General features: G+C 61.5%; 23 protein-coding genes. 12 read left to right on the plus strand and 11 right to left on the minus strand.

Annotated features, from left to right (window positions below; translation table 11 throughout):
- Window position 1: 1 nt before the first annotated feature.
- Window positions 2-1468 (plus strand): flippase, encoded by a 1467-nt coding sequence (locus tag FAZ95_RS25275; RefSeq protein WP_137335253.1) that lies wholly within the window; start codon window positions 2-4, stop codon window positions 1466-1468.
- On the plus strand, window positions 1465-3936 hold the full coding sequence (locus FAZ95_RS25280) for a glycosyltransferase family 4 protein (RefSeq protein WP_137335254.1): 2472 nt from the start codon (window positions 1465-1467) through the stop codon (window positions 3934-3936). Before FAZ95_RS25275 ends, FAZ95_RS25280 begins: the two co-directional genes overlap by 4 nt.
- Window positions 3937-3984: 48 nt before the next feature.
- Here FAZ95_RS25280 and FAZ95_RS25285 read toward each other — a convergent pair whose 3' ends face one another.
- From FAZ95_RS25285 to FAZ95_RS25305, 5 genes are all read right to left on the minus strand, one after another.
- Complete coding sequence (locus tag FAZ95_RS25285) at window positions 3985-4362, minus strand: BON domain-containing protein (protein WP_137335255.1); 378 nt, start codon at window positions 4360-4362, stop codon at window positions 3985-3987.
- A gap of 30 nt (window positions 4363-4392) precedes the next feature.
- Window positions 4393-5538 carry a porin gene (locus FAZ95_RS25290; protein ID WP_137335256.1) on the minus strand — a complete coding sequence of 382 codons (1146 nt, stop codon included), beginning with the start codon at window positions 5536-5538 and terminating at the stop codon, window positions 4393-4395.
- Window positions 5539-5726: 188 nt separating this feature from the next.
- A complete protein-coding gene (locus FAZ95_RS25295; RefSeq protein WP_137335257.1) occupies window positions 5727-7670 on the minus strand; it encodes an acyl-CoA synthetase in 1944 nt (647 codons plus the stop codon).
- Window positions 7671-7675: 5 nt separating this feature from the next.
- Window positions 7676-8629 (minus strand): fumarylacetoacetate hydrolase family protein, encoded by a 954-nt coding sequence (locus FAZ95_RS25300; RefSeq protein WP_137335258.1) that lies wholly within the window; start codon window positions 8627-8629, stop codon window positions 7676-7678.
- A gap of 67 nt (window positions 8630-8696) precedes the next feature.
- Complete coding sequence (locus FAZ95_RS25305) at window positions 8697-9770, minus strand: VOC family protein (RefSeq protein WP_137337585.1); 1074 nt, start codon at window positions 9768-9770, stop codon at window positions 8697-8699.
- 179 nt (window positions 9771-9949) lie between these two features.
- Between FAZ95_RS25305 and FAZ95_RS25310 the strand changes: the two genes are divergently transcribed.
- The 4 genes from FAZ95_RS25310 (at window position 9950) to FAZ95_RS25325 (ending at window position 12091) form a co-directional block, all read left to right on the plus strand.
- Window positions 9950-10555, plus strand: coding sequence for a TetR/AcrR family transcriptional regulator (locus tag FAZ95_RS25310; RefSeq protein WP_137335259.1), 606 nt, complete (start codon window positions 9950-9952; stop codon window positions 10553-10555).
- A 133-nt stretch (window positions 10556-10688) separates the two neighbouring features.
- On the plus strand, window positions 10689-11081 hold the full coding sequence (locus FAZ95_RS25315) for a YciI family protein (RefSeq protein ID WP_137335260.1): 393 nt from the start codon (window positions 10689-10691) through the stop codon (window positions 11079-11081).
- A gap of 68 nt (window positions 11082-11149) precedes the next feature.
- Complete coding sequence (locus FAZ95_RS25320; protein ID WP_137335261.1) at window positions 11150-11446, plus strand: YciI family protein; 297 nt, start codon at window positions 11150-11152, stop codon at window positions 11444-11446.
- Window positions 11447-11503: 57 nt separating this feature from the next.
- Window positions 11504-12091, plus strand: a complete 588-nt coding sequence (locus tag FAZ95_RS25325; RefSeq protein ID WP_137335262.1) for a malonic semialdehyde reductase — start codon at window positions 11504-11506, stop codon at window positions 12089-12091.
- A gap of 92 nt (window positions 12092-12183) precedes the next feature.
- On the opposite strand, the gene FAZ95_RS25330 is transcribed toward FAZ95_RS25325, so the two are convergent.
- Window positions 12184-13356, minus strand: coding sequence for an acyltransferase family protein (locus FAZ95_RS25330; protein ID WP_137335263.1), 1173 nt, complete (start codon window positions 13354-13356; stop codon window positions 12184-12186).
- A 244-nt stretch (window positions 13357-13600) separates the two neighbouring features.
- Here FAZ95_RS25330 and FAZ95_RS39495 point away from each other — a divergent pair, with 244 nt between their 5' ends.
- Entirely contained in the window at window positions 13601-13744 is a 144-nt protein-coding gene (locus FAZ95_RS39495; RefSeq protein WP_175425757.1) for a hypothetical protein, read from the plus strand.
- Between the two features lie 165 nt (window positions 13745-13909).
- On the plus strand, window positions 13910-14797 hold the full coding sequence (gene galU, locus FAZ95_RS25335) for a UTP--glucose-1-phosphate uridylyltransferase GalU (RefSeq protein ID WP_137335264.1): 888 nt from the start codon (window positions 13910-13912) through the stop codon (window positions 14795-14797).
- Between the two features lie 157 nt (window positions 14798-14954).
- Here galU and FAZ95_RS25340 read toward each other — a convergent pair whose 3' ends face one another.
- A complete protein-coding gene (locus FAZ95_RS25340; RefSeq protein ID WP_137335265.1) occupies window positions 14955-16094 on the minus strand; it encodes an acyltransferase family protein in 1140 nt (379 codons plus the stop codon).
- 267 nt (window positions 16095-16361) lie between these two features.
- Here FAZ95_RS25340 and FAZ95_RS25345 point away from each other — a divergent pair, with 267 nt between their 5' ends.
- The 3 genes from FAZ95_RS25345 to FAZ95_RS25355 all read left to right on the plus strand — a co-directional run bounded on the left by FAZ95_RS25345 (window position 16362) and on the right by FAZ95_RS25355 (window position 21597).
- Window positions 16362-17753: a hypothetical protein gene (locus tag FAZ95_RS25345; RefSeq protein ID WP_137335266.1), complete on the plus strand. Its 1392-nt coding sequence runs from the start codon at window positions 16362-16364 to the stop codon at window positions 17751-17753.
- Window positions 17750-18841 (plus strand): 3-phosphoserine/phosphohydroxythreonine transaminase, encoded by a 1092-nt coding sequence (gene serC, locus FAZ95_RS25350; RefSeq protein WP_137335267.1) that lies wholly within the window; start codon window positions 17750-17752, stop codon window positions 18839-18841. Before FAZ95_RS25345 ends, serC begins: the two co-directional genes overlap by 4 nt.
- A gap of 641 nt (window positions 18842-19482) precedes the next feature.
- On the plus strand, window positions 19483-21597 hold the full coding sequence (locus FAZ95_RS25355; RefSeq protein ID WP_137335268.1) for a phosphocholine-specific phospholipase C: 2115 nt from the start codon (window positions 19483-19485) through the stop codon (window positions 21595-21597).
- A 121-nt stretch (window positions 21598-21718) separates the two neighbouring features.
- On the opposite strand, the gene FAZ95_RS25360 is transcribed toward FAZ95_RS25355, so the two are convergent.
- The 4 genes from FAZ95_RS25360 to FAZ95_RS25375 form a co-directional block, all read right to left on the minus strand.
- Window positions 21719-21883: an FmdB family zinc ribbon protein gene (locus FAZ95_RS25360; RefSeq protein WP_137335269.1), complete on the minus strand. Its 165-nt coding sequence runs from the start codon at window positions 21881-21883 to the stop codon at window positions 21719-21721.
- A gap of 240 nt (window positions 21884-22123) precedes the next feature.
- The gene (locus FAZ95_RS25365; RefSeq protein WP_137335270.1) at window positions 22124-22447 is read right to left on the minus strand and encodes a hypothetical protein; all 324 of its coding nucleotides are present in this window, start codon (window positions 22445-22447) and stop codon (window positions 22124-22126) included.
- A 141-nt stretch (window positions 22448-22588) separates the two neighbouring features.
- Window positions 22589-23161 carry an alginate lyase family protein gene (locus FAZ95_RS25370; protein WP_137335271.1) on the minus strand — a complete coding sequence of 191 codons (573 nt, stop codon included), beginning with the start codon at window positions 23159-23161 and terminating at the stop codon, window positions 22589-22591.
- Window positions 23154-23498, minus strand: a complete 345-nt coding sequence (locus FAZ95_RS25375; protein WP_137335272.1) for a DoxX family protein — start codon at window positions 23496-23498, stop codon at window positions 23154-23156. The genes FAZ95_RS25370 and FAZ95_RS25375 overlap by 8 nt, the downstream gene beginning before the upstream one ends.
- A gap of 139 nt (window positions 23499-23637) precedes the next feature.
- Here FAZ95_RS25375 and FAZ95_RS25380 point away from each other — a divergent pair, with 139 nt between their 5' ends.
- Window positions 23638-24240, plus strand: a complete 603-nt coding sequence (locus tag FAZ95_RS25380) for a TetR/AcrR family transcriptional regulator (RefSeq protein ID WP_137335273.1) — start codon at window positions 23638-23640, stop codon at window positions 24238-24240.
- Window positions 24241-24313: the final 73 nt, after the last annotated feature.

The raw sequence follows: 24313 nt of genomic DNA on the forward strand, positions 1-24313 counted from the left end.
GATGGACAAGAGCATTCTCAAGAACGTCTCGATCAATTTTTTGGGGCTGATCCTGCCGACGTTCGTTTCGCTCGTGACGGTGCCGGCTTATATCAAGCTGCTCGGCGTCGAGCGCTACGGCGTGATCGCGCTCGTGTGGACCCTGATCGGCTACTTCGGGTTTCTCGATCTCGGCATGAGCATGGCCGCGCAGAATCAGATTTCGAAGGCGCGCGCGTCGAACGACGAGAGCCTGAGCGCGCGCGTGTTCTGGAGCGCGTTCTGGCTCAATCTGGCGACGGGCATTGTAGGCGGCTTGCTGATCTATTTCGGCGCGTTCATCTATACGGCCTACTTCACGAAGGTCTCGGCCGAGCTTCAGCATGAGGTATATCGCGCGTTGCCGTGGCTTGCGGTCGCGATTCCGATTGCCAACGTGTCGTGGGTGTTCGCGGGCGCGATCAACGGCGCCGAGCGCTTCGGTGTCTACAACACGAATCAGACGATCGGCACGTTCCTGTTTCAGCTGCTCCCGCTCGGCGCCGCGTGGCTGATTGCGCCGACGCTGCAGAGCGTGCTCGCGGCGGCGGTCGTCGCGCGCATTCTCGCGGCCGTGCTGCTCGCGCACGCGAGCCTGAAAGTGCTCAATATCCGGCACATTCAGATGCCGCAACTCGGCGTCACGAAGGGGCTCTTCAGCTTCGGCGGCTGGATGCTCATTGCGAGCATGACGAGCATGATCTCCGATACGCTCGATCGCGTGATGCTCGGCGCGGGGCTCGGCGCGCGCTTCGTCACGTACTACACGGTGCCGCAGAATCTCGTCACGCGGCTGAACATGTTGCCGAATGCGTTGATACGTACGCTGTTTCCGCGCTTGTCGGCCGTCGAGCGCGAGCATGCGGACGTGCTCGTGCGGCAGTCGCTCGAATTCCTGAATGGCGTGTTCACGCCGGTGGCGATCGTCGCGATCATCGTGCTTGGGCCGTTCCTGCAAGTGTGGGTGGGCAGCGATATCGCGACGGCTTCGTCGCCCGTGGGCCGCATTCTAATCATCAGCGTTTGGCTCGTCGGGCAGGCGAGCGTGACGCGCATTCTGATCCAGTCGCAAGTCAATCCGGCGCGCGCCGCGTGCGTGGGCCTCGTCGAACTGCCGTTCTTCGTGGGGGCGTTGTGGTTCGGCATCGCGCATTACGGGCTGGTCGGCGCGGCCGTTGTCGTCGCCAGCCGCGCGCTCGTCGACTATGGCGTGCTGCTGTATCTGTCCGCGATTCGCATGCGCCCGATCGTGCTCGACATGCTCGCGCACCTCGCATTCTTGCTCGCAAGCCTGTATGCCGCGAATGCCGTGTCGAATCTCGCCACGCTTGCCGTCGTGGGGATCGTGCTGCTCGCGGCGAACGTCGGCTGGTCCATTTCGATGACGCCGGCGCTGCGCAATCTCGCGCGCGATCTGCTGCTTCGGTTGAATCTGAGGAATAGCGCATGAGCGATAACGCCTACGCAGACTATGACGAGGCCGCCGCGCGAGCCGTGGCCGTCGACGTCGATGGCGGCGCGAACCGCGTCGCACTTAACGAAACGAAAGACCGTCCACAGACGATGCCCGCCACGCGCGCGTTGCGAGTGGCGATCGTGCACGACTGGCTCGTCACCTACGCGGGCGCGGAGAAGGTGCTCGAGCAGATCATCGCGTGCTTTCCCGACGCCGACGTGTTCAGCCTTGTCGATTTTCTCGACGACAGGTCGTTCCTGCGCGGCAAGCGCGCGACGACGTCGTTCATCCAAAAGCTGCCGATGGCGCGCAACAAGTACCGCTCGTACTTGCCGCTGATGCCGCTCGCGATCGAGCAGCTCGACGTCAGCGCCTACGATCTCGTCATTTCGAGCAGCCACGCGGTCGCAAAGGGCGTGCTGACCGGGCCGGACCAAGTCCACATCAGCTACGTGCATTCGCCGATTCGCTATGCGTGGGACTTGCAGCACCAATACCTCGAACAGTCGAAGCTGACGAGCGGCCTGAAATCCGCGCTCGCGCGTGTGATTCTTCACTACATCCGCAATTGGGACATTCGGACGTCGAACTCGGTCGATCACTTCGTCGCGAACTCGGCGTTCATCGCGCGCCGCATCAAGAAGGTGTATCAGCGCGACGCGCAGGTGATCTTTCCGCCGGTCGATGTCGAAGCCTTTTCGCTGAATACGCAGAAGGAAGACTTTTATCTGACCGCGTCGCGCATGGTGCCGTACAAGAAGATCGATTTGATCGTCGAGGCGTTTGCGCGGATGCCGGGCAAGCGTCTCGTCGTGATCGGCGACGGCCCGGAAATGAGCAAGATCCGCGCGAAAGCGGCGGGCAATGTCGAGATCATGGGTTATCAGCCGTTTGCGGTGCTGCACGACTGCATGCGCCGTGCGAAGGCGTTCGTGTTCGCGGCGGAGGAGGACTTCGGTATTTCGGTGGTCGAGGCGCAGGCGTGCGGCACGCCGGTGATCGCATTCGGCAAGGGCGGGGCGCTGGAGACGGTGCGCGACCTGTCGCGATCGCAGCCGACCGGCATGTTCTTCCACGAGCAAAGCGCGGGCGCGATCGAGGCGGCTGTCGATGCGTTCGAGCAAAACACCGGGCGTTTCTCCGCGCAAGACTGCCGCGCGAATGCGCAGCGCTTTTCCGCTGCGCATTTCCGTGAGCGCTTTACCGAGTACGTCGAGCGCGCGATGCCGGCGGTGTCGGCGCGTTCGTGGCCGGTTGCCGCGCCCGCGGCGGCGCTTGACGCGGCCTCGCAAGTGAAGGTGCTCGCGATCGATCAAACGGGCTTGCTGGGCGGCGCGGAGTTGTCGCTGCTGGAAATCGCGAAGAACCTCAAGGAAACGATGAACGTCGTGCTGTTTTGCGACGGGCCGTTCCGGATCGCGCTGGAAGAGGCGGGTGTGAACGTCGACGTGCTAGATGTGCCCGCGTTGCACGGCATAAGCAAAGACGGCAAGGGGCTGCCTAAGATGCGTTCGTTGACCGGACTCGTTTCGCTGGTGCGCGAAACCTGCCGGCGCGCGCGCAACGCCGACATCATCTACGCGAACACCCAGCGCGCGATGGTCGTCGGCGCAATGGCCGGCCTGTTTGCGCGCAAGCCGGTAGTGTGGCACTTGAGAGACATCGTCAGCGCCGAGCATTTCGGAGGCGCCCAGCGCGCCATCATCAAGTGGGCGAGCAAGCTCGGCGTCGATCATGTGATCGCGAATTCGGATGCGTCGGCGCGGGAGTTCATTGCGTTGACGCATGCCGATGCGAAGCGCGTCGATGTCGTGTTCAACGGTATCTCCGAGGCGCCTTTTGCGGCGCTCGAAGGCGTCTCGAACGCCGAGCTTCGCGCGCGCTTCAATTTGCCGTTGGACGCGTTTCTGATCGGCGCCTACAGCCGGCTCGCGAGCTGGAAGGGGCAGCACGTCTTGCTCGAAGCGATCGCGGCGAATCCCGACATGCATGCGGTTCTCGTCGGCGCCGCGCTGTTCGGCGAGGACGAATACGAGGCACAGCTGCACGCCTATGTGAACGAACAAGGGATTGCCGGCCGCGTGCATTTCCTCGGTTTCCAGCGCGATATTGCGGCGTGCATGAAGGCCGTCGATGTCGTCGCTCATACGTCGATTACGCCGGAGCCGTTCGGCCGGGTGATCGTCGAGGGCATGCTGGCGAAGCGGCCGGTGGTGGCGTCGCGCGCGGGCGGCGTGGTCGAGATCGTCGACGACGGCGTGAATGGCATGCTGTGCGAGCCGGGCGACGCGCAGGCGCTCGCCAAGACGCTGGCTGAACTGCAAACGAATGTGCAGTTGCGTGCGCGGCTTGTCGAGAATGGCTATGCGACGGCGCGGCGCAAGTTCGGCACGCGCAACTATGTGCAAAGTGTCGAGCGCGTGCTGGCTGGCGTGGCGGGGAAGCGGGGCAAGCGCAAATAAAGGCGGTTGCCCTCGTTCCCGCATAGCTCGCATGCCGACGACCGCCGCCTACGTTCCGCCAAATGGTTTTTGCACGGTCAACTTGTTGATTACCGAAGTCACCCCTGGCACGCCCTTCGCGATCTCCGCGACTTCGTCGATCTGGGAAGCGTCCGTGACCGTGCCATGCAGCGTCACCGCGCCGTCTCTCGCGATGACGCTGATATTCCCGGCGCTGATCTCCTTGTGCTGCCCGATGGCGGCATAAACCTTCCGACGCAGGGCACGATCCGCTTTCTTTCCGTTAGCCGGCGACGTTGCGCCGGGCGCCGCCATCGCGGATGCGCCCGGGGTGCTGGCCGTCTGACCCGTCTGGGACCCCGCGTTCATGGACGCTGCGACGATCAAGGTAGAGACCCCCAGCACGATTACCTGAATGCTTTTCATCGGACACTCCGGTTGATGTGGATAGCGGAACTAGAAGCTATGGCGGATGCCGATCATCGCCGCCGTGGTGGACACGCCCGGCGCAACCGCGGACCCGTAAACAACGGTCTGGTTCATGGTCCCCTTGTTGTCGACATACCCGACTTGCACATACGCCTTGGTGCGTTGGGACAGGTTGTATTCCGCGCCCACTGCGAACTCGCTCGAGTGATTCGCCGAATTGTTCCGATCCTTCAGGTAGTAGTAGCCGGACGTGATCTTGAAACGCGGACTGAACTGATAGCCGAGACCCGCCGATGCCATTTCGAGGTTCGCGGCGTTGAGGTTGGCCGGGTTCTTGCCGATGCCGTACGAGGTCGAAACGGAAAACCCGCCGATCGTGTACATCGCACCGAAATAGTAAAAGCGATTGTTGTCGACACCTGTCGCGGGGGTAGCGGGAGTCGCCGGATAGGTCAGCGGGAACGGATTGGTGTCGTGTCCGTTGTAGTACACGGCGGCCAGATTCAGGCCGTAATTCGAATAATTGAGCACGGCGGACTCGCGCGTGCCGCCCTGAAACTGGCCGGCGACGCCGCCCGGCGCGTACTCGAGCGCAAGCGAGGCGCCATAGAATTTCGGCGAATTGTAGACGAGCGCATTGCTGTCATACAAGGCGCCGATCGGGCCGTTCGTACTGGTGCCCGGCCAGCCGGCCGCCTGTCCCATGCCCAACCACGCAGTCAGGATGCTGCCGAAATACTGTGCACCGCGAACGTCGGTTTGCCCCATCGCGTAGACCATCGGGACGATCTGCCGGCCGGCGTCGAAGCTGCCAAAGGGCCCGGATACGCCGACCGTCGCGAACTGGCTGAAGATCGCGTTCGTGCCTGGTGTGTCGGAGAGGGTGAATTTACCGTTGTTGGTGTAGAACGAGCCCTGCAGTTTGAAGTTGACCCGGTAGCCGCCGCCGATGTCTTCGCTTCCCTTCAAGCCCCAGTTGCTGGAATAGATGCCGCCGTCCTTGAATTGATAGACGTGGCCCAGGTTGGGCGCGTGCGGTAGAAATGTCGCCGCCGAGGTGCTCTGATACTCCAGTCCACTATCGAGTACGCCATAGAGCGTGACCGACGTTTGGGCATGGGCGGCATTGGCGAAGATCGCCAGCACCGCAGCGCTGCTTAACCTCAATTTCATTCCGTCTCCTCCGGTTTTGGGGGCGCCTGGTGGACCAGGCCGTCTTTTGGATGGATAAAGCTGGGTTTCTGCGAGGTCGGCGTGTCAGGCCATAACGTAGTACTACGAATTTATTGGGTTAATGGTTTTAGAGCACCTTGCCCTTTGCACCGATGGGAGCCGCGTCGACGAACGGTCCTCCCGAACGGTCAGTCGATGGAAAAAGAAAATGGAAAGCGGCCAAGCACCTGTCGAGCGGCGACATCGGAGGCGTGCGACTCCAGCCGTACGTTCACCGCCAGTCCCTTCGACTTGTCGTCCACAACCACGAGCTCTAGGAAAGCGACCTGGGCATCACGCAATGCAGCTTCAAGGGCATCCTTTGTCTCGCGATGTTTGAGCGCGGGCTTGAAGATCTTGCCGACAGCCGTCAGCGGCATCGCCTGGATGATGTGCACCTGGCGAGGCAGCGCAGCCCGTTCTGCGATCTCAGTCTTGAGGAAGGCGAAGAGTTCGGCTTCGGTGGCCGACGCGCCGGCGCGCAACTGCACGTAGGCAACAGGAAGCTCTCCGGCGTGTGTGTCGGGGCGGCCGACGGCGGCGGCGATTTGCACTGCGGGATGACGGTGCAGCGGCTCCTCGATCGTCAAAGGATCGATGTTGTGGCCGCCCCGGATGATCAGTTCCTTTTTGCGACCGGTCAGCCAGAAGTAGCCCTGCTCGTCCTGCCGCGCGAGGTCGCCGGTGTTGAGCCAGCGCGCGCCGTCTTCGCGATCGATCCACAGTCCGTTGTTCTGTTCCGGCACGAGGTAGCCCGAAAAAACATTGGGACCCGACACGATCAGCACGCCGACCTCACCGATCGCGCAGTCACGCACGTACTTGCCCTGCTCGTCGAGCACGACTGTCTTCATCATCTGGCCTGGGACACGCAGCCCGATCGAGCCGATGCGACGATCGCCCAGTGGCGGATTGACGCTGCTGACACACGTCGCCTCAGTCAAGCCATAGCCTTCCAGAATCTTGATCCCGGTCTGCTGCTGGAAGTTGCGGAATACTTCCACCGGCATCGGCGCTGCGCCGCACAGGCCATACTCGAGCGAGCTGATGTCGCGCGACCCGACAGGCACCTGCAGGAGCGATGCGTAGAGCGTCGGCACGCCGCTGAAGAAGTTGATGCGGTGATGCTCGACGATCTCCCAGAAACGCGTCACCACGCCCTCGCCGCGAAAACCCTGCTGCGTCCCGAGAATGACGTGCGCGCCATTGGAAAATGGCTGCAATCCGGTAACGAGCACGCCGTTGACGTGAAACAACGGCAAGCCGCAGAACACCACCTTGCCCGGCCCCATCACGTCGCCCAGGACCTGTGCGGTGCTCCATGCGTTGGCGACTTCGTTGCCGTGCCGGCGCATCGCGATCTTCGGCAGGCCGGTGGTGCCGCCGGTGCAGAAATACGAGGAGGCGTCTTGCTCCGAGAAACGGCGTTCGCTCTTCAGGCGATCCGAAGGCTGGTTGCCGATCGCGCTGTTGAAATCGTGAATCCGGATCTGTGCCGGGACCGCGCCAAGCCGTTCCGGCGAACCTTGCCAAGGCCCGATTTCGCTCTTCTGCATGATCCGCGCAGCGTCGTGCCCGTAAGCCCGGACCCGATCCGCGAGATTGACCAGCGCCAGATGCCTGAGCGACTTGATCGACGGCAAATGCGGCTGCAGCTTGGCCCAGATATCGGTGCCCGGAAACGGCGCCAGCGTCACCAGCACGCTCGCATTCGTCGCGTTCAACAACTCGGCGAGCGCCGTGCCTTCAAGGAGCGGGTTCAAGGCGGCCACGATGCCCGCGGCTTGCCCGCCCCAGATCACGAAATGCGTTTCCGGCAAGTTGGGCAATACGAAGGCAATGACGCTGTCCTTTTTGACGCCGATATCGTCGAAGAAGTTAGCCGTCTGCGTGATGCGCGCGAGCAACTCGCGGTAACTCCAGGTTTCCGGCGTCTGATGCTCGTCGACGCTCAGAAAGAAGCTGAGTGCCGGGGCTTCCGGATTCATGTTCGCGCCCCGGTGGATCATCTCGTAGGTGCTTTTCGGCAAATCGGCCGTCAAGCCGTGCGCCTCCGCAACTTCGACATCGTAAAGTGTGGCGATTCCTGACATGGCCTTCATTCCTGAGCGACGATGCGATTGCGCTGCACGCCCAGGTCCATGCGGCCGTCAGCGGTACGGATGCTGGCTTCCACCACGTCACCGGGCTTCAGATACTGCGGCCGCGCGGCCTGAACCTTCAGGAACATGGCCCACTTTTCCTTTTCCGGCAGCAACGCGGCGATCCTTTGCTTGGCCGGAGACGGGACGGACAACGCACATCCGGCAGGCGTGCCGGTGGCGAGCAAGTCGCCCGCTTCGAGATCGTGTACGCCTGAAAGCTCGGTTAGCGTCTCGGCCGGCCCATAGATGAGATTCGCCGTCGTGTCGTTTTGCCGGACTTCGCCGTTGACGGTCAGCTTGAGCTGAAGATTGTTCAACGCCTCGATATCGTCGACGTCTATCAGCGTCAGCCAGGGCCCGACCGGACCGAAGGTCCGGAAGGACTTGCCTTTGTAGAACTGCGTCTCTGGAATCTGGATGTCGCGCGCCGAATAGTCGTTGACGATCACCACGCCGGCGACATACTCGTGAAGGTTCGCGTTCGTGAGCTTGACTGCATCGTGGATGGCCTTGCGCATGACCAGACCCAGCTCGATCTCATAGTCCAAAAACTGCACCACGCGCGGTTTCACCACGTCGCTATCGGCCGGGACGATGCAGCTCGGCGCCTTCGTGAAGATCATGTTGTAGCGCTTCACGTCGGGATCGATGCCGGACTCGATCATGTGCTGGCGGTAGTTGGCTCCCTGGCAGACGAACTGCTGGTTTCGCGTGACCGGCGACAAGAGCTTCACGGCGGACAGCGCCAGCGTGTCGGCGTCGAGCGCCGCGAGCTCGGCCAGCGAGGTATTGCGGACGAACTCGCCAGTCGTGGCGTAAGTGCCGGGAATCGGCGTGATTTGCGAGCCGCGAATCACGCCCCACTGGACGTGATTTTGATGCTCGAAGCGGACGATATTGACGGACATGGAAAAAAACTCGTTCGAGGAATGAAGACGTAGTGCTTGCGGATCTAGCGGTCGGCTCGCGTGCTCATCATCCGAATATCCGGGCTAGCGTCACCAGCTTGCGGAAGGTCAGATCCGGACTGCGCCGCAGATTGCGAATCAGTGCCGCAATCGCCGATAGCGTCAGCTTGGGCTTGGTAAAACTCTTGGGCATCGGCTGACCCCACTGCGACATCGCCTCACGGCTGACTGCGTGAACGCCCATGGGATGATGATTCGCGGTGAACACGTCGCCGTCGCAGTAGTGCTCGTGCTTGTCGCCCCAGGGGTCCTGCCAGTAATCGAAGATTTGACTGCCGAGTATGTGCCGGCCGATTCCCCACGCGTGTTTCCAGCCCTTTTCGCGCAATACGCGTTGCCCCATGCCCACCGCATCCGCGTCGACGACTTCATAGGCGCTATGGCTGTAGAGCGGCATGAAGCTCTGCGCCAATGCCAACGTGTGATGGTCGGTGGGCGTGTCGCCGAGATCGAGGCGGAAGAACGTCACCGAGGGAGAGCCATCGGGCAACACCTGCACGTCGCTCGGAATCAGACCGAGATGCTGCGTGTACCACGCACTAGCCGCCTGGAAGTTCGCGACCTCCAGCACGCAATGACCGAGACGGATCACTTCGGGCGGCTTTGCGGGCGGTCGCTGCGTGATGTCGACTCGATGCAACTCGTCCGCGAAATTGACCGGAAGCGGTTCGCGGCGCGGCAACTCGGCAACAGGAGCCTGACCGCAGATGATTTCCACCGCGTAGCCGTCCGGATCCTGCAACACGAGACGCTCGCCGCCTCCGGGATGGGTGACGCGCTCAATGCTGCCGGCGCCCGGCAGTCGCGCGAGTTTCTCCAGATCCTCGCGGCTGCCCACGGTGAAGCCAATGCCGACGAAGCGCGGCTTGTCGGCACGATGCACGCGGTAGCAGTAAGGTGCGCTGGAGGTGCCGCGCAGGTACAGCACCTCGTCGGTGCGCCGAGCGACGGCGAAGCCGAAATCGACAAGGAAACGCTCGGCTTGCTCGAGCTCGGGCCGCTCGAAAATCACATAGGCGAGAGAGGTGGCCTTGGCCGTCGGATTCGGATGTCGGGCCGGTTGGGCGGTAAGCAGTTTGATCATGGCAACGGGCGAAGTGGCGGACGTCGCGTCCTCCGGCAATCTCTCGGTAGAACATATGGCGTCAATTATGAACACGTGTGTTCAAATTTGTTTATAAGTGTAAATCACTAGTGCGCGCTGTTGACCAAGATTGAACATTGGTGTTCAATGGCGGGTATCAAACGAAGGATTCATCCATGGAGCCAAATCTTCAGATCGTTTCGCGTATCCATCGGGCCGCGTTCGAACTGTTCGCCCAGAAAGGCGAGACCCAGGTGAGCATCAGCGAGCTAGCCCAGGCGGCCGGTATCGCACGCGGGACCGTCTATAACAATGTCCCGTCTCCCGAGACGCTGTTCGAAACCGTCGCCGCGCAGATGGCGGAAGAAATGCACGGGCGCATCCTGGCGAGCTTCTTGGACATCACCGACCCTGCGCAGCGGCTGGCAAACGGTATTCGTTACTTCATCCGGCGCGCGCACGAAGAACCTCAATGGGGACGTTTCCTGAGCCGATTCGCCTTCTCCCACGACTTGCTGCAAGGCATGTGGACGGGGCCGGTGATGCGCGACGTGATCGGTGGCCTGGAACAGCATCGGTACGATTTCCGAGCCGACCAAATGCATTCGGCGATCGCCCTCATTGCCGGCGCCGTGCTCGCTTCGATCGTTGTGGTGCTCGACGGCCACCGTACATGGCGCGACGCCGGTTCCGATACCGCCGAACTGGTGTTACGCGGTCTCGGTGTCGAGGCAGCGGCGGCTCGGCGTTACGCGACGACCGAGCTGCCGCCGCTGCCGTAAGGGAGTCAAAATATCAAGCGGGCCTGTCAGTAGGCTAATTAAATAGGATGACTAATGAAATTGCGGAAGGATCAAGAGCGGACGCAGAAGGGCGATCCGATATGTGTTAACCCCGTCAACAGGAGAGGCAATCATGGAAGCGAAGCGCGTTACACGTGAGCAGGCTTTTGAAGCCAGCAAGGGCATGCTCAGGAAGCAGTTTTACGTCATCTTTTCGAAGCCGACCGCTGGTTTCGGTCCCGTCATGGCGAGCCTCCCGGCCCACCTCGAACATCAATGCAAGATCGAGCGTGAGGGCATTTTGGTGGCTGCCGGGCCGAATTGGACCGACGACGAACACTATTGGGACGGTGACGGGATGTTCGTGATCCGTGCTTCCTCCATTGAGCACGCGCGCGACCTCGCCGCTACGGATCCCATGCATCAGAGCGGCGCCCGGTCGTTCACCGTTCGTCCGTGGCTCGTCAACGAAGGTCGCCTTAACCTGAAGATTGATTTCTCGACTGGAAAGGTGGCATTCGACTAGTAGGGTGCGATCTTTTTCCGTCTTTTAGATTTAGTACTACGTAGTGTGTAAATTACCGGAGGAATGTGATGCTTTATATCCGACTATGTTTTGACAAGGCTGGCCAGCTTGAATTGCGCGAAAGCACGAGGGCTGAGCATCGTGCCTACGTTATGCCCATTCTTGCGCCAACTTCGGTGCCGCGCTTGGTTCAGGGCGGTCCGCTTTGCGTTAGTGACGCCGACGACACGAACATCGCGAGCTTCATGATTTTGGAGGCTGACAACATCGAGCAGGTGAAACGATTCCACGAAGGGGACCCGTTCACGAAGGCCGGTTTGTATGAGCAGGTCTACATTCATCGATGGGACAAGCATGTTGGTTAGCAACTGAATACGCTTGGGTTTTATCGATCAACAGCATTGTTAACAGGAGAAAGTCAAATGTCCAACTCCGTCGCCGACCTGATTTTTTCTCAGGCCCGCAGCCAGAACGGTTGGCTCGACCGTCCCGTCAGCGACGAGCAGCTGCACGCACTGTACGAGCAATTGAAATGGGGCCCTACCTCCATGAACTGCTCGCCGGCACGCTTCGTGTTTCTGCGCACGTCCGAGGCAAAGGAGAAACTGAAGCCCGCGCTGATGCCGGGCAACGTCGACAAGACCATGAGCGCTCCGGTCGTCGTGATTGTCGGCTACGACGCACGCTTCTACGACCGTTTGCCCGAACTGTTCCCGCATAACCCGGCCGTCAAGATGTTGTTCGAGGGCGAAGGAAAGCGGGAGATCGCGCACGCCACGGCGTTCCGCAACGGCACGCTGCAAGGCGCCTATATGATTGCGGCAGCGCGCTCCGTGGGTCTCGATTGCGCGCCGATGTCGGGATTCAGCGAAGCGGCCGTCGATCAACTGTTCTTCGGCGGCACCACGGTGAAATCCAATTTTCTGTGCGGCCTCGGATACGGTGATCCGGCGAAACTTTTCCCGCGAGGTCCACGCCTCGCGTTCGACCAGGCGTGCACGTTCGCCTGATGCTCGGCAAAAGGCGGATGCGTTTTCAAACGCGTCCGCCTTCGATCGTCACCAGAACTGCAACGAAGCTTACATAACACGTGAGATCGAGGCTAACCACGCCGGGGCTTAATACTCGCCGACCACTGCATCGCCGGCAGTTCGACGAGACGGTAGAACACGTAGGCCACGGCAATCGCGACCAGCATGAAGCCAAACGACGGCCAGATCGAAAGCTGCAGCGTCGAGCGAAACAGCACCGATGCGAGGCACACGAAAATCGGCAGGTGGATGAGGTACAGCGAGTAGCTGAAGTCGCCGAAGCGTCCGAGCACGCGAGCTGCGAGATTGGGTTTTCCGGACCCGTCCAACGCCTTGTACAGATAGCACGCAAAACCAAGCGCCCAAAGCTGAAACGCGCCGTATTGACCGAAGTGGAACGCTACACAGCCAAGCCCGGTCAGCACCGCCGCTGCCGCGTACCAAAGCCAGGACTTGCGCGACTCGACTGCGCTTGCGGCGCGAATGTCGGCGATATACGCGCCGATCGTCCACGACAGCCAGTAGGACGTGAAGAACTGCAGGTCATGGCGTTCGAGCACGAGCGCTGAGACGACATTCACCGCTGCCACGGCGCCCAGTACCGCGTTCATTCCAAAGCGCCGCCGCGCCGCAAAGAGAAGCGGGTAAATGGCGTAGAACTGCACTTCGAGCGACAACGTCCACAGCGCGCCGTTAGACCCGTACGTATAGCCCGCCACGCCTTGCAGCGAAAACAGGTTGACGAGAAACGGCACCAGGCCGAACTCGCGAATCTTGTGGCTGACCGGCGGGAAATGGAGGCTGATCGTATCGAGCGCGAGCGTGAGCAGCAGTGCGGCGAGCAACACCGGATAGATACGTGCAAAGCGCCGCGCCCAGAAATTCCCCGCGTCGAGCCGGTATTGCGGGTTCGCGGCAAGCCGTATCGCCGAATTGCGATGAATACAGTAACCGCTGATGACGAAGAAGATCGGCACGCCCGCCGAGCCCCAGGCGATCGGCAGCGTCAGGTAGCCGGCGATGGTGCTGAGATCCAAGGATCGACCGACCGTGCGGTGGAACTGCTCCATCCCGACCCAGACAACTTGCCGGCAATGAAAGTACGCGACCAGGAGCGCTGCAAAGCCGCGCATCGCATCGATGACGAAGTCCTTCGGGGCCGCCGCCGCTCGTGCCTCGGGCTTGCGGATGGCGGAGAACGCGGGGTTCGCGACGGCTGTCTGCAACGCTTGGGAATCGCTCATTCGAGATCGTCGTCCGTGCTGTTGGGAAGTCTTGGCGCGGCATGCGAACCGGACCGCGAGCCGCCCTTCATCCTAGCGCAGCGAGAATGCGCGAAATAAGGAAATTAATTCGCAAGCGCTATTCATTTTGATAGCTCCGTTGGAAATGATTTCCGGAAAAAATTCGCGTGCGAGAAGCACAAATTATTTGCCGATTTTTTCATGTTAATTTGACGTTCGGAACGATCAGACAAGGAGGTGCGTCATGGACTTGCATTGGGTTGCCGGCATCGTGGTGTTGTTGGTCCTGGTCGCGATCTCGGCCTATCGAGACGCGCTGAAGAACGAGCCGATCGGTCATTTCGGCATGGCCCACGGCGATCTTCCGCAAATGGAAGAAATCGAATAGCAAATGGATTTCTGAAGCAGGTCGAATTTACTCGATTCATTTCGGAAAATCGGTAAATCGGTAATTTCGAATTGAAGGCACACATTGGAGACATGAGCGGGTAAAAAGCGGCTGCCCGCGCATTTCATCTGCACGTTTTTTACATCACGACCGGGAATTCTCACGATGTTGAAAGTCACCAAAGCCGTGTTCCCCGTAGCGGGCCTGGGCACACGGTTCCTTCCGGCAACAAAGGCAAGCCCCAAGGAGATGCTTCCCATCGTCGACAAGCCGCTCATTCAGTACGCGGTCGAGGAGGCGATCGAGGCAGGGATTACCGAAATGATCTTCGTCACGGGGCGCAGCAAGCGCGCCATCGAAGATCACTTCGACAAGTCGTACGAGATCGAGGCCGAGCTCGAGGCGCGCGGCAAGCAGAAGCTGCTCGATCTCGTGCGCAGCATCAAGCCGAGCCATGTCGACTGCTTCTATGTGCGCCAGCCGGAGGCGCTCGGCCTCGGCCATGCGGTGCTGTGCGCCGAGAAGCTCGTCGCCGATCATCCGTTCGCGGTGATCCTCGCCGACGACTTGCTGCACGGTCCTCAGCCGGTGATGAAGCAGCTCGTCGACGTGTTCAATCACTATCACAGCTCAGTGGTGGGCGTCGAAGCGATCGCGCGCGAAGACAGCCGGTCGTATGGCGTGGTCGAAGGGCGCGAGTGGGAAGAGGACGTCATCAAGCTGTCGGGCATCGTGGAAAAGCCTGCGCCGGAAGTCGCGCCGTCCAATCTCGGCGTGGTCGGGCGCTACGTGCTGATGCCAAGCATCTTCGATCACATCAAGAAGCTGAAGCCGGGCGCAGGCGGTGAGCTGCAATTGACGGACGCGCTGCAATCGCTTCTCACCGAGGAGCAAGTGCTGGCTTACCGCTACTACGGCACGCGTTTCGACTGTGGCAGCAAGCTCGGGTATCTGAAGGCGACCGTCGAGCTGGCGCTGCGTCACCCTGAAGTCAGCAAGGAATTCGAAGCGTACTTGCGCGGCTGCTTGCCGGCTTTTGCGACTGCCGCCTGAGACTGCTTCTCTTCATTGATCGCGTGTCCCCATTGGCATTGCCTCCGTAACGACGTTGCGGGGCGATGCCTTTTTTCTTTGCGGCGCCGCTTCGAAGACTCGGAAGAGGAGCGCGGCGTTCGCGACCGCGGCTTACTTCGAATAGCGCGGTAACCAGTCAATACGGTTGCGGCTCCACACCCACGCGCACGCGGCTCCGCAGCGCAGCCTCGATCGGCTTCTTTAGCGCGAGCACGCGTTTTTCCAGCAGATGCCACGACAAGTGCGCGAGCAGGAACGAAAGCTGAAATTGCAGCACGATGGGCAGCGCATGCTGTAACGCGATCGGCACATGCAGCCGCGCGTAGAGCGCGGGCGCCTCGCCGAGCTTCGTCGGGATGAGGTTGTGAAAAAGATAGAACCCGTAGCTGATCTTGCCGAGGTAGTCGAGGGCGGGTGTATCCAGTGCGCTAACAAGCGAGCTGTCTTGCCGGTTGACGACGTGAAGAAAGACCCCGCACAGCGAGACGGAAAGGCCGAGATCGATCCATCCGAGCGCTACGGAGCTCAGCGCGGGCGCCCATAGCGGCTGCGAAACGCAGATGCCTGTTCCGGCAAGTGCCATCGCCAGCCATGACGTACGGCGCGCATAAGCGGCAACTTGGGCGCCAATTTGCGCATCGTCGCGTGCCATGCCGCACATCCCGCCTAGCGCGAGCAGCGCGAAATTCCACGGCGAAAGCGCGTAAATCAACGGCTGGCTTGCGCCGCTCGCGTAAAGCACGAGATGCAGCACCGCGCAGATCGCGACGATCGCCGCGCACAAACGCAAATGCACCGATGCCCGCGTCAACACCAGTGCGAAAGGCGCGACGAGATAGAACTGCTGCTCGATCGCGAGGCTCCAGAAGTGCGAGACGGTCCCGGGCCACTTTCCGATGACGACGCCGATCCAGAAGTTCGAGAGAAACGCGAAGTGCCACGCGAGCCCAAGATGGACGCCGCGCTGATAGAAGAGCCGATGGGCGATCGCCAGCGCGATCAGCAGCAGGTAGTAGACCGGAAAGATGCGCAGCGCGCGCTTGACGAAGAACACCGCAATGACAATGCGGCCTTGCTGCGTGCCGTGCTCGATGCCGGCGCGGTTGCGATGCAGCTCGCCGACGATCAGAAACCCGCTGATGAAGAAGAAGATCCAGACGCCGAGCTTGCCTGCATCGATGGCCTCGAAATGCGCCTTGTGCGACAGGAAAACCAGAATGACCGCCAGCGCTCTGAGACCGTTCAAGCCCTTCACGTGCTTCGTACTGTTCTCCATAGTCGTTCCAGAGCACGAATGACGCGAAAGTATAGGCAGGCATTTATTCGCGATTAATTCTGAAGACTTCTCCAAAGGCGACAATCGTCTTTCGCGGCTGCAATCAATATTGGCAATTTGAAAGATTGCGACGGGTCGCGCGGGCCTAAGCCAAGCGTAAATTTTCGTAACCGGAATAAGCGGCGCTGTAATGTGGATGACAGCGGGCGCGGGTATGCTTCGGGCGCCCGCATCCAGGCCCCACGAACGGATTCCACCCCTACGGCGATGACACGAGACTCCGACCCCGCCAGCGGCGCGCCGCCAGCGGCGCAGCCGCCCGACGCGCTGGTCCGCGCGCTCGCCACCGTGCCGCGAGACGCCGCGTTGCATCGCTCGATGGCGGACGCAAGGCGAACGCAAGGCGACGAGCTTGGCGCAGTCGCGCACTTGATCGCCGCGCAAACCCTCGATGCGTATGCGGCGGGGTCTCCCGATGCATCGGTCGGCGACTTGTGCATGGTTGCCACGGGCTACTTCATGAAGGGCGATAGCGAAACGGCCGCCAGCTGGTACCGGCTAGTGCTCGCCATCGATCCGCGCACTGCGATCGCTTATCAGAATCTCGCCGCCATTCATGCGACCGAGGGCCGTAACGCGGAAGCCGAAGCGTGCCGCGCCAAGGCCTATGAAATTCAACGCGTGTTCGTCGAACGCTCGGGCGAGCCGGTTCGCGACGTGCTGATACTGTGCACGGGCGCGGGTGCCGGCAATGTGCCGTTCGACGCGCTGCTGCCGAGCGCCACGTGCGGCCGGATCAAATACGCGATCGACTACGCGCACGACACCGAAGACACGCGTCTGCCGCCGTATGACCTTGTCTTCAACGCGATTGGCGACCCGGACGCCGCCGCGCCGCTTGCCGGCCGGCTCGAGCGATTCGCAGCGCGTTGCGAGCGCGCCTTGCTCAACCCGCCCACCGCGATAGAGCGGACGTTTCGCGATCGGCTGCCCGGCTTGCTGAACGATCTCGATGGCGTCGTGACGGCCGCTTGCATTCGCTCGGAAACGCCGCCCGCGTCGCGCGCCGAGCTCGACGAGCGGCTGTCCGCCGGCGGGCTCGCCTTGCCGGTATTGGCGCGTCCCGGTGCGACGCATGGCGGCGAAGGTCTCGCGCGCTGCGACTCGCTCGACGCGCTCGAAGCGAAGCTGAAGACGCTCGACGGCACGCACTATCTGACTGCGTTCTCCGACTATCGCTCGGCCGACGGCTACTACCGCAAGTACCGGATGATCTTCGTCGACCGCGAGCCTTACCCCTACCATCTCGCGATTTCGCCGCATTGGATGGTGCATTACTTTTCTGCCGAGATGGAACCGCACGCCTGGAAGCTCGACGAAGAGCGACGCTTTCTCGACGATCCGCGTGCCGCGCTCGGCGGCGGCGCGATGGATGCGGTCACCGCAATCGCCCGCACACTCGACTTGGACTACGGCGGCATCGATTTCACCGTGCTGCCCGATGAACGCGTCTTCGTCTTCGAAGCGAATGCGACGATGCTGGCGCACTTCGAACGCGGCGACGGTGTGCTCGCGCATAAGAACCCGCATGTGCAGCGTATCGTCGGCGCGTTCGAGCAGATGCTGGCGCGTCGAACCATCACTAGGGGCGGCGCGTGAACGAGCAAAAAAATTTCTCGGGCGGCCCCGGCGCACTGCCGCTTGCCGTATTGCGCCAAACGCGCGACGCCATCGAGGCATTGCCCGAGACGGGGCTCTCCGTGCTCGGCATGAGCCACCGGTCCGCGTGGTTCCGCGCTGTGCTCGACGAAGCCGAACAGAACCTGCGCACGCTGCTCGGCATTCCGAGCCACTATCACGTGCTGTTCATGCAGGGCGGCAGCAGCCTGCAGTTCTCGATGCTGCCGATGAATTTCTTGCGCGGCACGAAGCAGCGCGCCGAATACATCGTCTCCGGCTACTGGAGCGCAAAGGCGCCGCCGGAAGCGCGTCACGAAGGGCCGGTGAGTGTCGTCTGGGACGGCTATGACGGAGGCTATACACGCTTGCCGCACGCGGACGAATTGCCGTTGTCGCGCCATGCCGCGTATCTGCACTACGTGTCGAACGAAACGGTCGAGGGCCTGGAATTTGCCGGTGTTCCCGGGTTGCCCGACGTGCCGCTCGTGTGCGACATGTCGTCGAATCTGCTCGCGGGGCCCGTCGATATCGAACGCTACGCGATGATCTACGCGCATGCGCAAAAGAACCTTGGGCCATCCGGCGTCACGGTCGTCATTCTGCGTGACGACTTCGCGCGACGTGCGCGCGGCTCGTTGCCGACGATGCTCGATTACCGCACGCATATCGACACGCGCTCGCTCTACAACACCCCGCCCGTATTCGCGATCTACGTGCTGATGCTCGTCACACGCTGGCTGCGCGACGACATCGGCGGCGTGGCGGCCATGGCCGACATCAACCACGCAAAAGCGCGGACGGTGTACGGCGCGCTCGATGCGCATCCCGGCTTTTATCGCGTGCATGCGGAGCGGCCCTATCGCTCGTCGATGAACATTGCGTTTCGCTTGCCCGATGCGGTCACGGAGACGCTGTTCCTCGACGCGGCGAAACGCGACGGCTTTCATGGCCTCGAAGGGCACCGCTCGATTGGCGGTTTGCGTGCTTCGCTATACAACGCGGTGACACCGGAAGCTACGGCAGCGCTTGCGCAATGGCTGACCGATTTCGCGCAGCGATACGGCTGATCGGCATTCGCACGCGCGTCAATCGCTAGCGGTCTATATTCCAAAAGCGACTTCTAAAGTCGCATCGAAAATACCGCTTCGCAATTTTTAAAGTGGTCTACTCCAATTCACAAATTGGACATGATCGCTTTCTATCCTTAAGCGCCAAACCGTATGGCGCCTTTCCAATTCTTGTTGCGCCGACGCTCATTTCGCGCGTGGAGAGAGATCGTGCACATCAGGTCCCGTTTCGTTTGCGTTTGCACAATCGCATTCGCGTGCGTAGCCGTGGCTGCTTGCAGCAATGACGACGGCTCGAGCGTGCAAGGGCAGCGAAGCGCGGCAGAACGCTCGCCGCAGTTGCCCGGCATATCGCAGTTCGCGGACACGCACGTGAACGCGCAACAAGCTCCGCTTCTCGCACAAGGTTTCGATACACCGCAGCCGGGCGCCGCAACAGGCGCATCGGCGCCGCGTCCGCTTCTTCCACCCGTATTCCACACGGCGGATTGAATTAGACGCAGCTCGTTTTATTCGCTTTTCCGCTGTCCGCTTTTTCGTGCTTTTCGCAGTTCGGTTGTCCCCCCAAAAGGCTGTATTCACCGACGCGTATCGCCCGCTCGCGTGCCGTCTTATTCCATCCTTATCCAAAAGAAACGAATATGACTTCGAATAGCCGACGTGACTTTCTGCGCGCCACCGCTCAAGCGGCCGGCGCCGCAGCCGCGATGGGTGCGTTGCCCGCTGGCATCCGCAACGCACTCGCCATTCCCGCCAACAATGCGACCAAGAGCATCGAGGACGTGCAGCACATCGTCATCCTGATGCAGGAGAACCGCTCGTTCGACCACTACTTCGGCACGCTGCGAGGCGTGCGCGGATACGGTGACAAGCGCACCATCACGCTGCCCACGGGCAAGCCGGTCTGGTATCAGCCGCTCGCGGGCGACCTCGGGTATGTGCTGCCGTTCCGCCCGAGCGCACCCGATCTCGGCCTGCAGTTCATCCAGGACTTGCCGCACGACTGGAACACGACGCACACAGCCTGGAACAGCGGCAACTACGACCAGTGGGTGCCGGCCAAGGGCACGACGACGATGGCCTACCTGACGCGTCAGGACATCCCGTTCCACTACCAGCTCGCCGACGCGTTCACGATTTGCGATGCGTACCACTGCTCGGGCATGACGCCGACCGACCCGAACCGCTACTACATGTGGACCGGCTGGGTGGGCAACGACGGCAGCGGCGGCGGCCCGGTCATCGACAACGCGGAAGCGGGCTACGGATGGTCGACCTATCCCGAAGTGCTTCAGCAAGCGGGCATTTCGTGGAAGATCTATCAGGACATCGGCACGGGCCTGAACGCGGCCGGTTCGTGGGGCTGGACGAGCGATGCGTACATCGGCAACTACGGCGACAACTCGCTCCTGTACTTCAACCAGTATCGCAACGCGCAGCCGGGCAACCCGCTCTACGACAACGCGCGCACCGGCACCAACGTCGCGGTGAGCGGCGGCTATTTCGACATCCTCAAGCAAGACGTGGCGAACGGCACGCTGCCGCAAGTGTCGTGGATCGTCGCGCCGGAAGCGTATTCGGAGCATCCGAACTGGCCGGCGAACTACGGTGCGTGGTACGTCGATCAAGTGCTGCAGATCCTGACCTCGAATCCCGAAGTGTGGAGCAAGACGGTGCTGCTCGTCACCTACGACGAGAACGACGGCTTCTTCGATCACGTCGCGCCGCCGTATGCGCCGTGGTCGAGCGCGGAGGGCTTGTCGACGGTCGATACGAACAACGAATACTTCACGGGCAACTCGACGTATTCAGCGGGCCCCTATGGCCTCGGACCGCGCGTGCCGATGCTCGTGGTGTCGCCGTGGTCCAAGGGTGGCTGGGTGTGCTCGGAGACCTTCGACCACACGTCGATCATCCGCTTCATCGAGCGCCGCTTCGGCCATCATCACAACCTCTCCGAGTCGAACATCACCGCGTGGCGCCGTGCGGTGTGCGGTGACCTCACGCGCGCCTTCGACTTCACGAACCCGAACGCCGCGTTCCCGACGCTGCCGAGCACGAGCGGCTACGTGCCGCCCGATCAGAATCGTCACCCGAGCTACGTGCCGGTTCCGCCGCTCGTCCAGGCGATTCCGCAGCAAGAGCCCGGCGTGCGTCCGGCGCGCGCGCTGCCGTACGAGCTGTTCGTGCGCGGTCTGCCGCAAGCGAACCAAGGCAAGTTCAATATCGAGTTCGTCAACTCGGGCCAGGCCGGCGCCGCGTTCTCCGTTTTCGCCGCACACAGCACGGGCGCGCCGCGTGCGTACACGGTCGAAGCGGGCAAGCGGCTCAAGGATCAGCTCGCGTTGAACTCGGACGGCAGCTACGGCTTCGCCGTGCACGGCCCGAACGGGTTCTTCCGCCGCCTCGCCGGCAAGGCGGTGGCGATGCACTGGTGGAGCGGGACGGACGCGGCGATTCCGGATGTCGCGGAAGGGTATGACGTCGCCAACGGCAATATCCAGTTGACGCTCAAGAACACGGGCAACGCGGCGTGCCAGTTCACGATCTTCAACGCGTTCGACCGTGGCAATCTGATTCGCCGGTCGGTGGCGGGCGGCGACAGCGTCAACCTGTATATCGATCTGCGTGCGCAATACGGCTGGTACGACCTGCGCGTGACGGTCGATACGGACGCGTCGTTCGAGCGTTGGCTGGCCGGTCACGTCGAAACGGGCAGCAGCAGCATGAGCGATCCGGCGCTGGGTCAGTCGTGATTGAGCGTTGCAGCGGTTGAGATAGCAGCACACTGAACCCGCGCTTCAGGCGGGTTCGTGGATGAGGGGCCTGACGGGCCCCTCATCTTTTTGCACGGTGGCACTCGGCGTCGAGCCGATTTCAGCTTTTTCTCGACGTTTGCGCGACAAATGGCGTGGGTACGTGTTGGACCTGCTCGCTTCCGCACTTGGGGCAAGGCGGATGCGCCTTCTCATGTTCGGCGAGGTGTTCGATATGCTCGAACGTTTCACCGCACTTCTCACAACGATATTGGTAAGTCGGCATGGCAGTCCTCCGGCACGAGTCCTGCACGTGCTTGCCCAACAGCGCTGCGGGCGGTGTGCGGCACTCTATCGACTCATTGTAGTGCAGGAAAATGAGCCGATCGGACGGCGTTTAGCGCGAATCGAAGTGCGGACTGACGTGCTGAATGCAAGGAAACCGACAGGATTCTTCTTGCGGCGCGAAGCCCCAGTGGGCTCATCGTCCCGTCATGACGACGGGACGACATCGTTTACCGATCGCTTAAGGATTGCTTTGCGGCACGTCTTCCGCGACACGCAGCGCGGCGTGAGCCGCAACCAGCAACATGGCGTCGTGCTCGCGCAGGGACGCATCGACGGCGTTCAACGCCTTATGAAGTTCGTGGCGTCCTTCTTCGGTCGAATTGCCGTTGTCGAACACGAGTTCGGCTTCCTTTCGTAGCCGCTTAATGAGCTTGGCAGCGCAGCGGCTGTCGAGCGTGCCGTTATGAACGAATGCACTGATTTGGAGCGTAAGCGCCGCTAGCGTGGCCTCGGTGGTTTGGTTGAGATTTTCTAATTCGTCAGACGACGATCGCTTGCTCATCGAGCTTCTCCGATGTGCGTTCGGTTGAAAAACACTGGATAGACGCTGCGGTATATGCGGCTCCGTGGACGTCCGATGGGTAGAGCGATCTATTCTAATAGACGATCCTGTATTTATCGACCGCCGGCGAGCGTGAAGCCGTCAACTCCACGCAGCCGTGACGTTTCCGCCGAGCCGCAAATTGATGAACGGCCGGCGCGTCGCCATCAGGGCTGGCAGGCGTGGATCGTGGAAGCGCGCGTAGTAGGGCTCCATCCAGGCGAGGTCGCTTTCGAAAGTCCACGGAAACAGCTTTTGTGGCGTCGCGCTATAGGCGGAAAAACTGTCGGGGTTTTGCACGGCTTCGATGAGCACGTTCGCGAGCCGCTTGATGGCGCCATGATTCTCGTCATAAAGATCGACGCCCCGCGCCCGCGCCAATTCAGCCGTGAAAACGAGGGGAAGGAGATCCAACAAGCACGTTTTGTCCCCGGCGTCCGCGGCCTTGTTGACTCGCTCGATAAAGGCGTGGAGCGGCGCGATCTCGCGACTGTACCCCGCAGGGTCGTCGTAGAAGCCGGGGACGTCGATCGAGGCCAGCGGCGGCGGGACCTCGCACGCTTGCGCTTGCTCGGGGGCGTAAGTGAAAGCGACGAACGCGAAGGCTGATGCGATGACGGCAAGTGTGTGCCGTGCGCGCGCTCGATGATCCTTCTGAATCGTCGCGTCAAACATAGGCGGCTCCCACCACTGCGAGCAGCGCTGAAAAAACCAGTGCCGGGGCAAAGTGGCGAAGCGGTTCTTTATTGCGCGCGAGCGTGGCAAGCACGCCAGCCATGATCGCGGCGAGCAGCCCGAGCCCCCAAAGCCGCGTGGTATGCACGAACAAAAGCACGGCCCCAATCAGCTCGAGCCCGCCGCAAACCAAATTGAAGCCGGCCGGATAGCCCCAGCGCGCGAAGTCTTGCTTCACGGTGCCGCGTCCCGAGAGATTGATCGCTGCCGCCACCGCGAACAGGCCCGACACGAGCGTCGCAGCAATCGTCGTAACGAGTGAGTGGTTCCATTCCATCTTTGCTCTCCATGAAAAAGCCGTCAAAAAGGTCGTCCAGCAAACGGCGACAAGACGAGACTCATCAGTCTCGTTGCGGAGCGTAAACGAGACTGATGAGTCTTGTCAATGATCAGGCGATCTGTTATTTCTTCTGTCCATGAACTCATCACCTATTCCCGACCTGACGCCGCTGCAACGCCGCAAGCGGTCCGCGATTCTCGACGGCGCAGAAGCCGTCTTCCTGCGCGAAGGCTTCAGCCTTGCGACCATGGACGACGTGGCCGCCGCCGCAGGCGTCGGCAAGCAGACGGTCTACCGCCACTTCAAATCGAAGGAGGCGCTGTTCGTCGGCTTGGTCGTATCGAAGTGTGTGCAATTCGGCGAAGTCGTCAGCGCTCGAAGCGAATCAAGCGACGGTTCACCCGAAGCGGTATTGCGAGAGTTGGGATGGTCGCTCGCCCGTAACCTCATTACGCCCGACAAATTGCGGCTCTATCGCGCGGTCGTTGCCGAGGCGGAGCGTTTTCCCGAACTCGGCAAGGTCTTTTACGAACACGGCGCAAAACCGGTACGCGCGTTTGCGGCGGAGATTCTGAGGCAGCGTTTCGACAAGAAGACGGCCGCCATCAGGGCGTCGACGTTCGTTCAAATCGTGCTGGGCGACACGCACCTCGAGTTGACGCTCGGCTATGAGGTGCCTGATGTAGAGGCGCGTCTCGCGGCGCAGATCGAAGAAGCGTTGGAAGCCGCGCTTCGCTGATACGAGCCAAGCGCGGGCACACCGCTAAGCGTGCAGGACGAGCTTTTGCACGCGCCAGTTCAGAAGCTCGGCG

Source organism: Trinickia violacea (assembly GCF_005280735.1).
Classification (GTDB): Bacteria; Pseudomonadota; Gammaproteobacteria; order Burkholderiales; family Burkholderiaceae; genus Trinickia_A; species Trinickia_A violacea.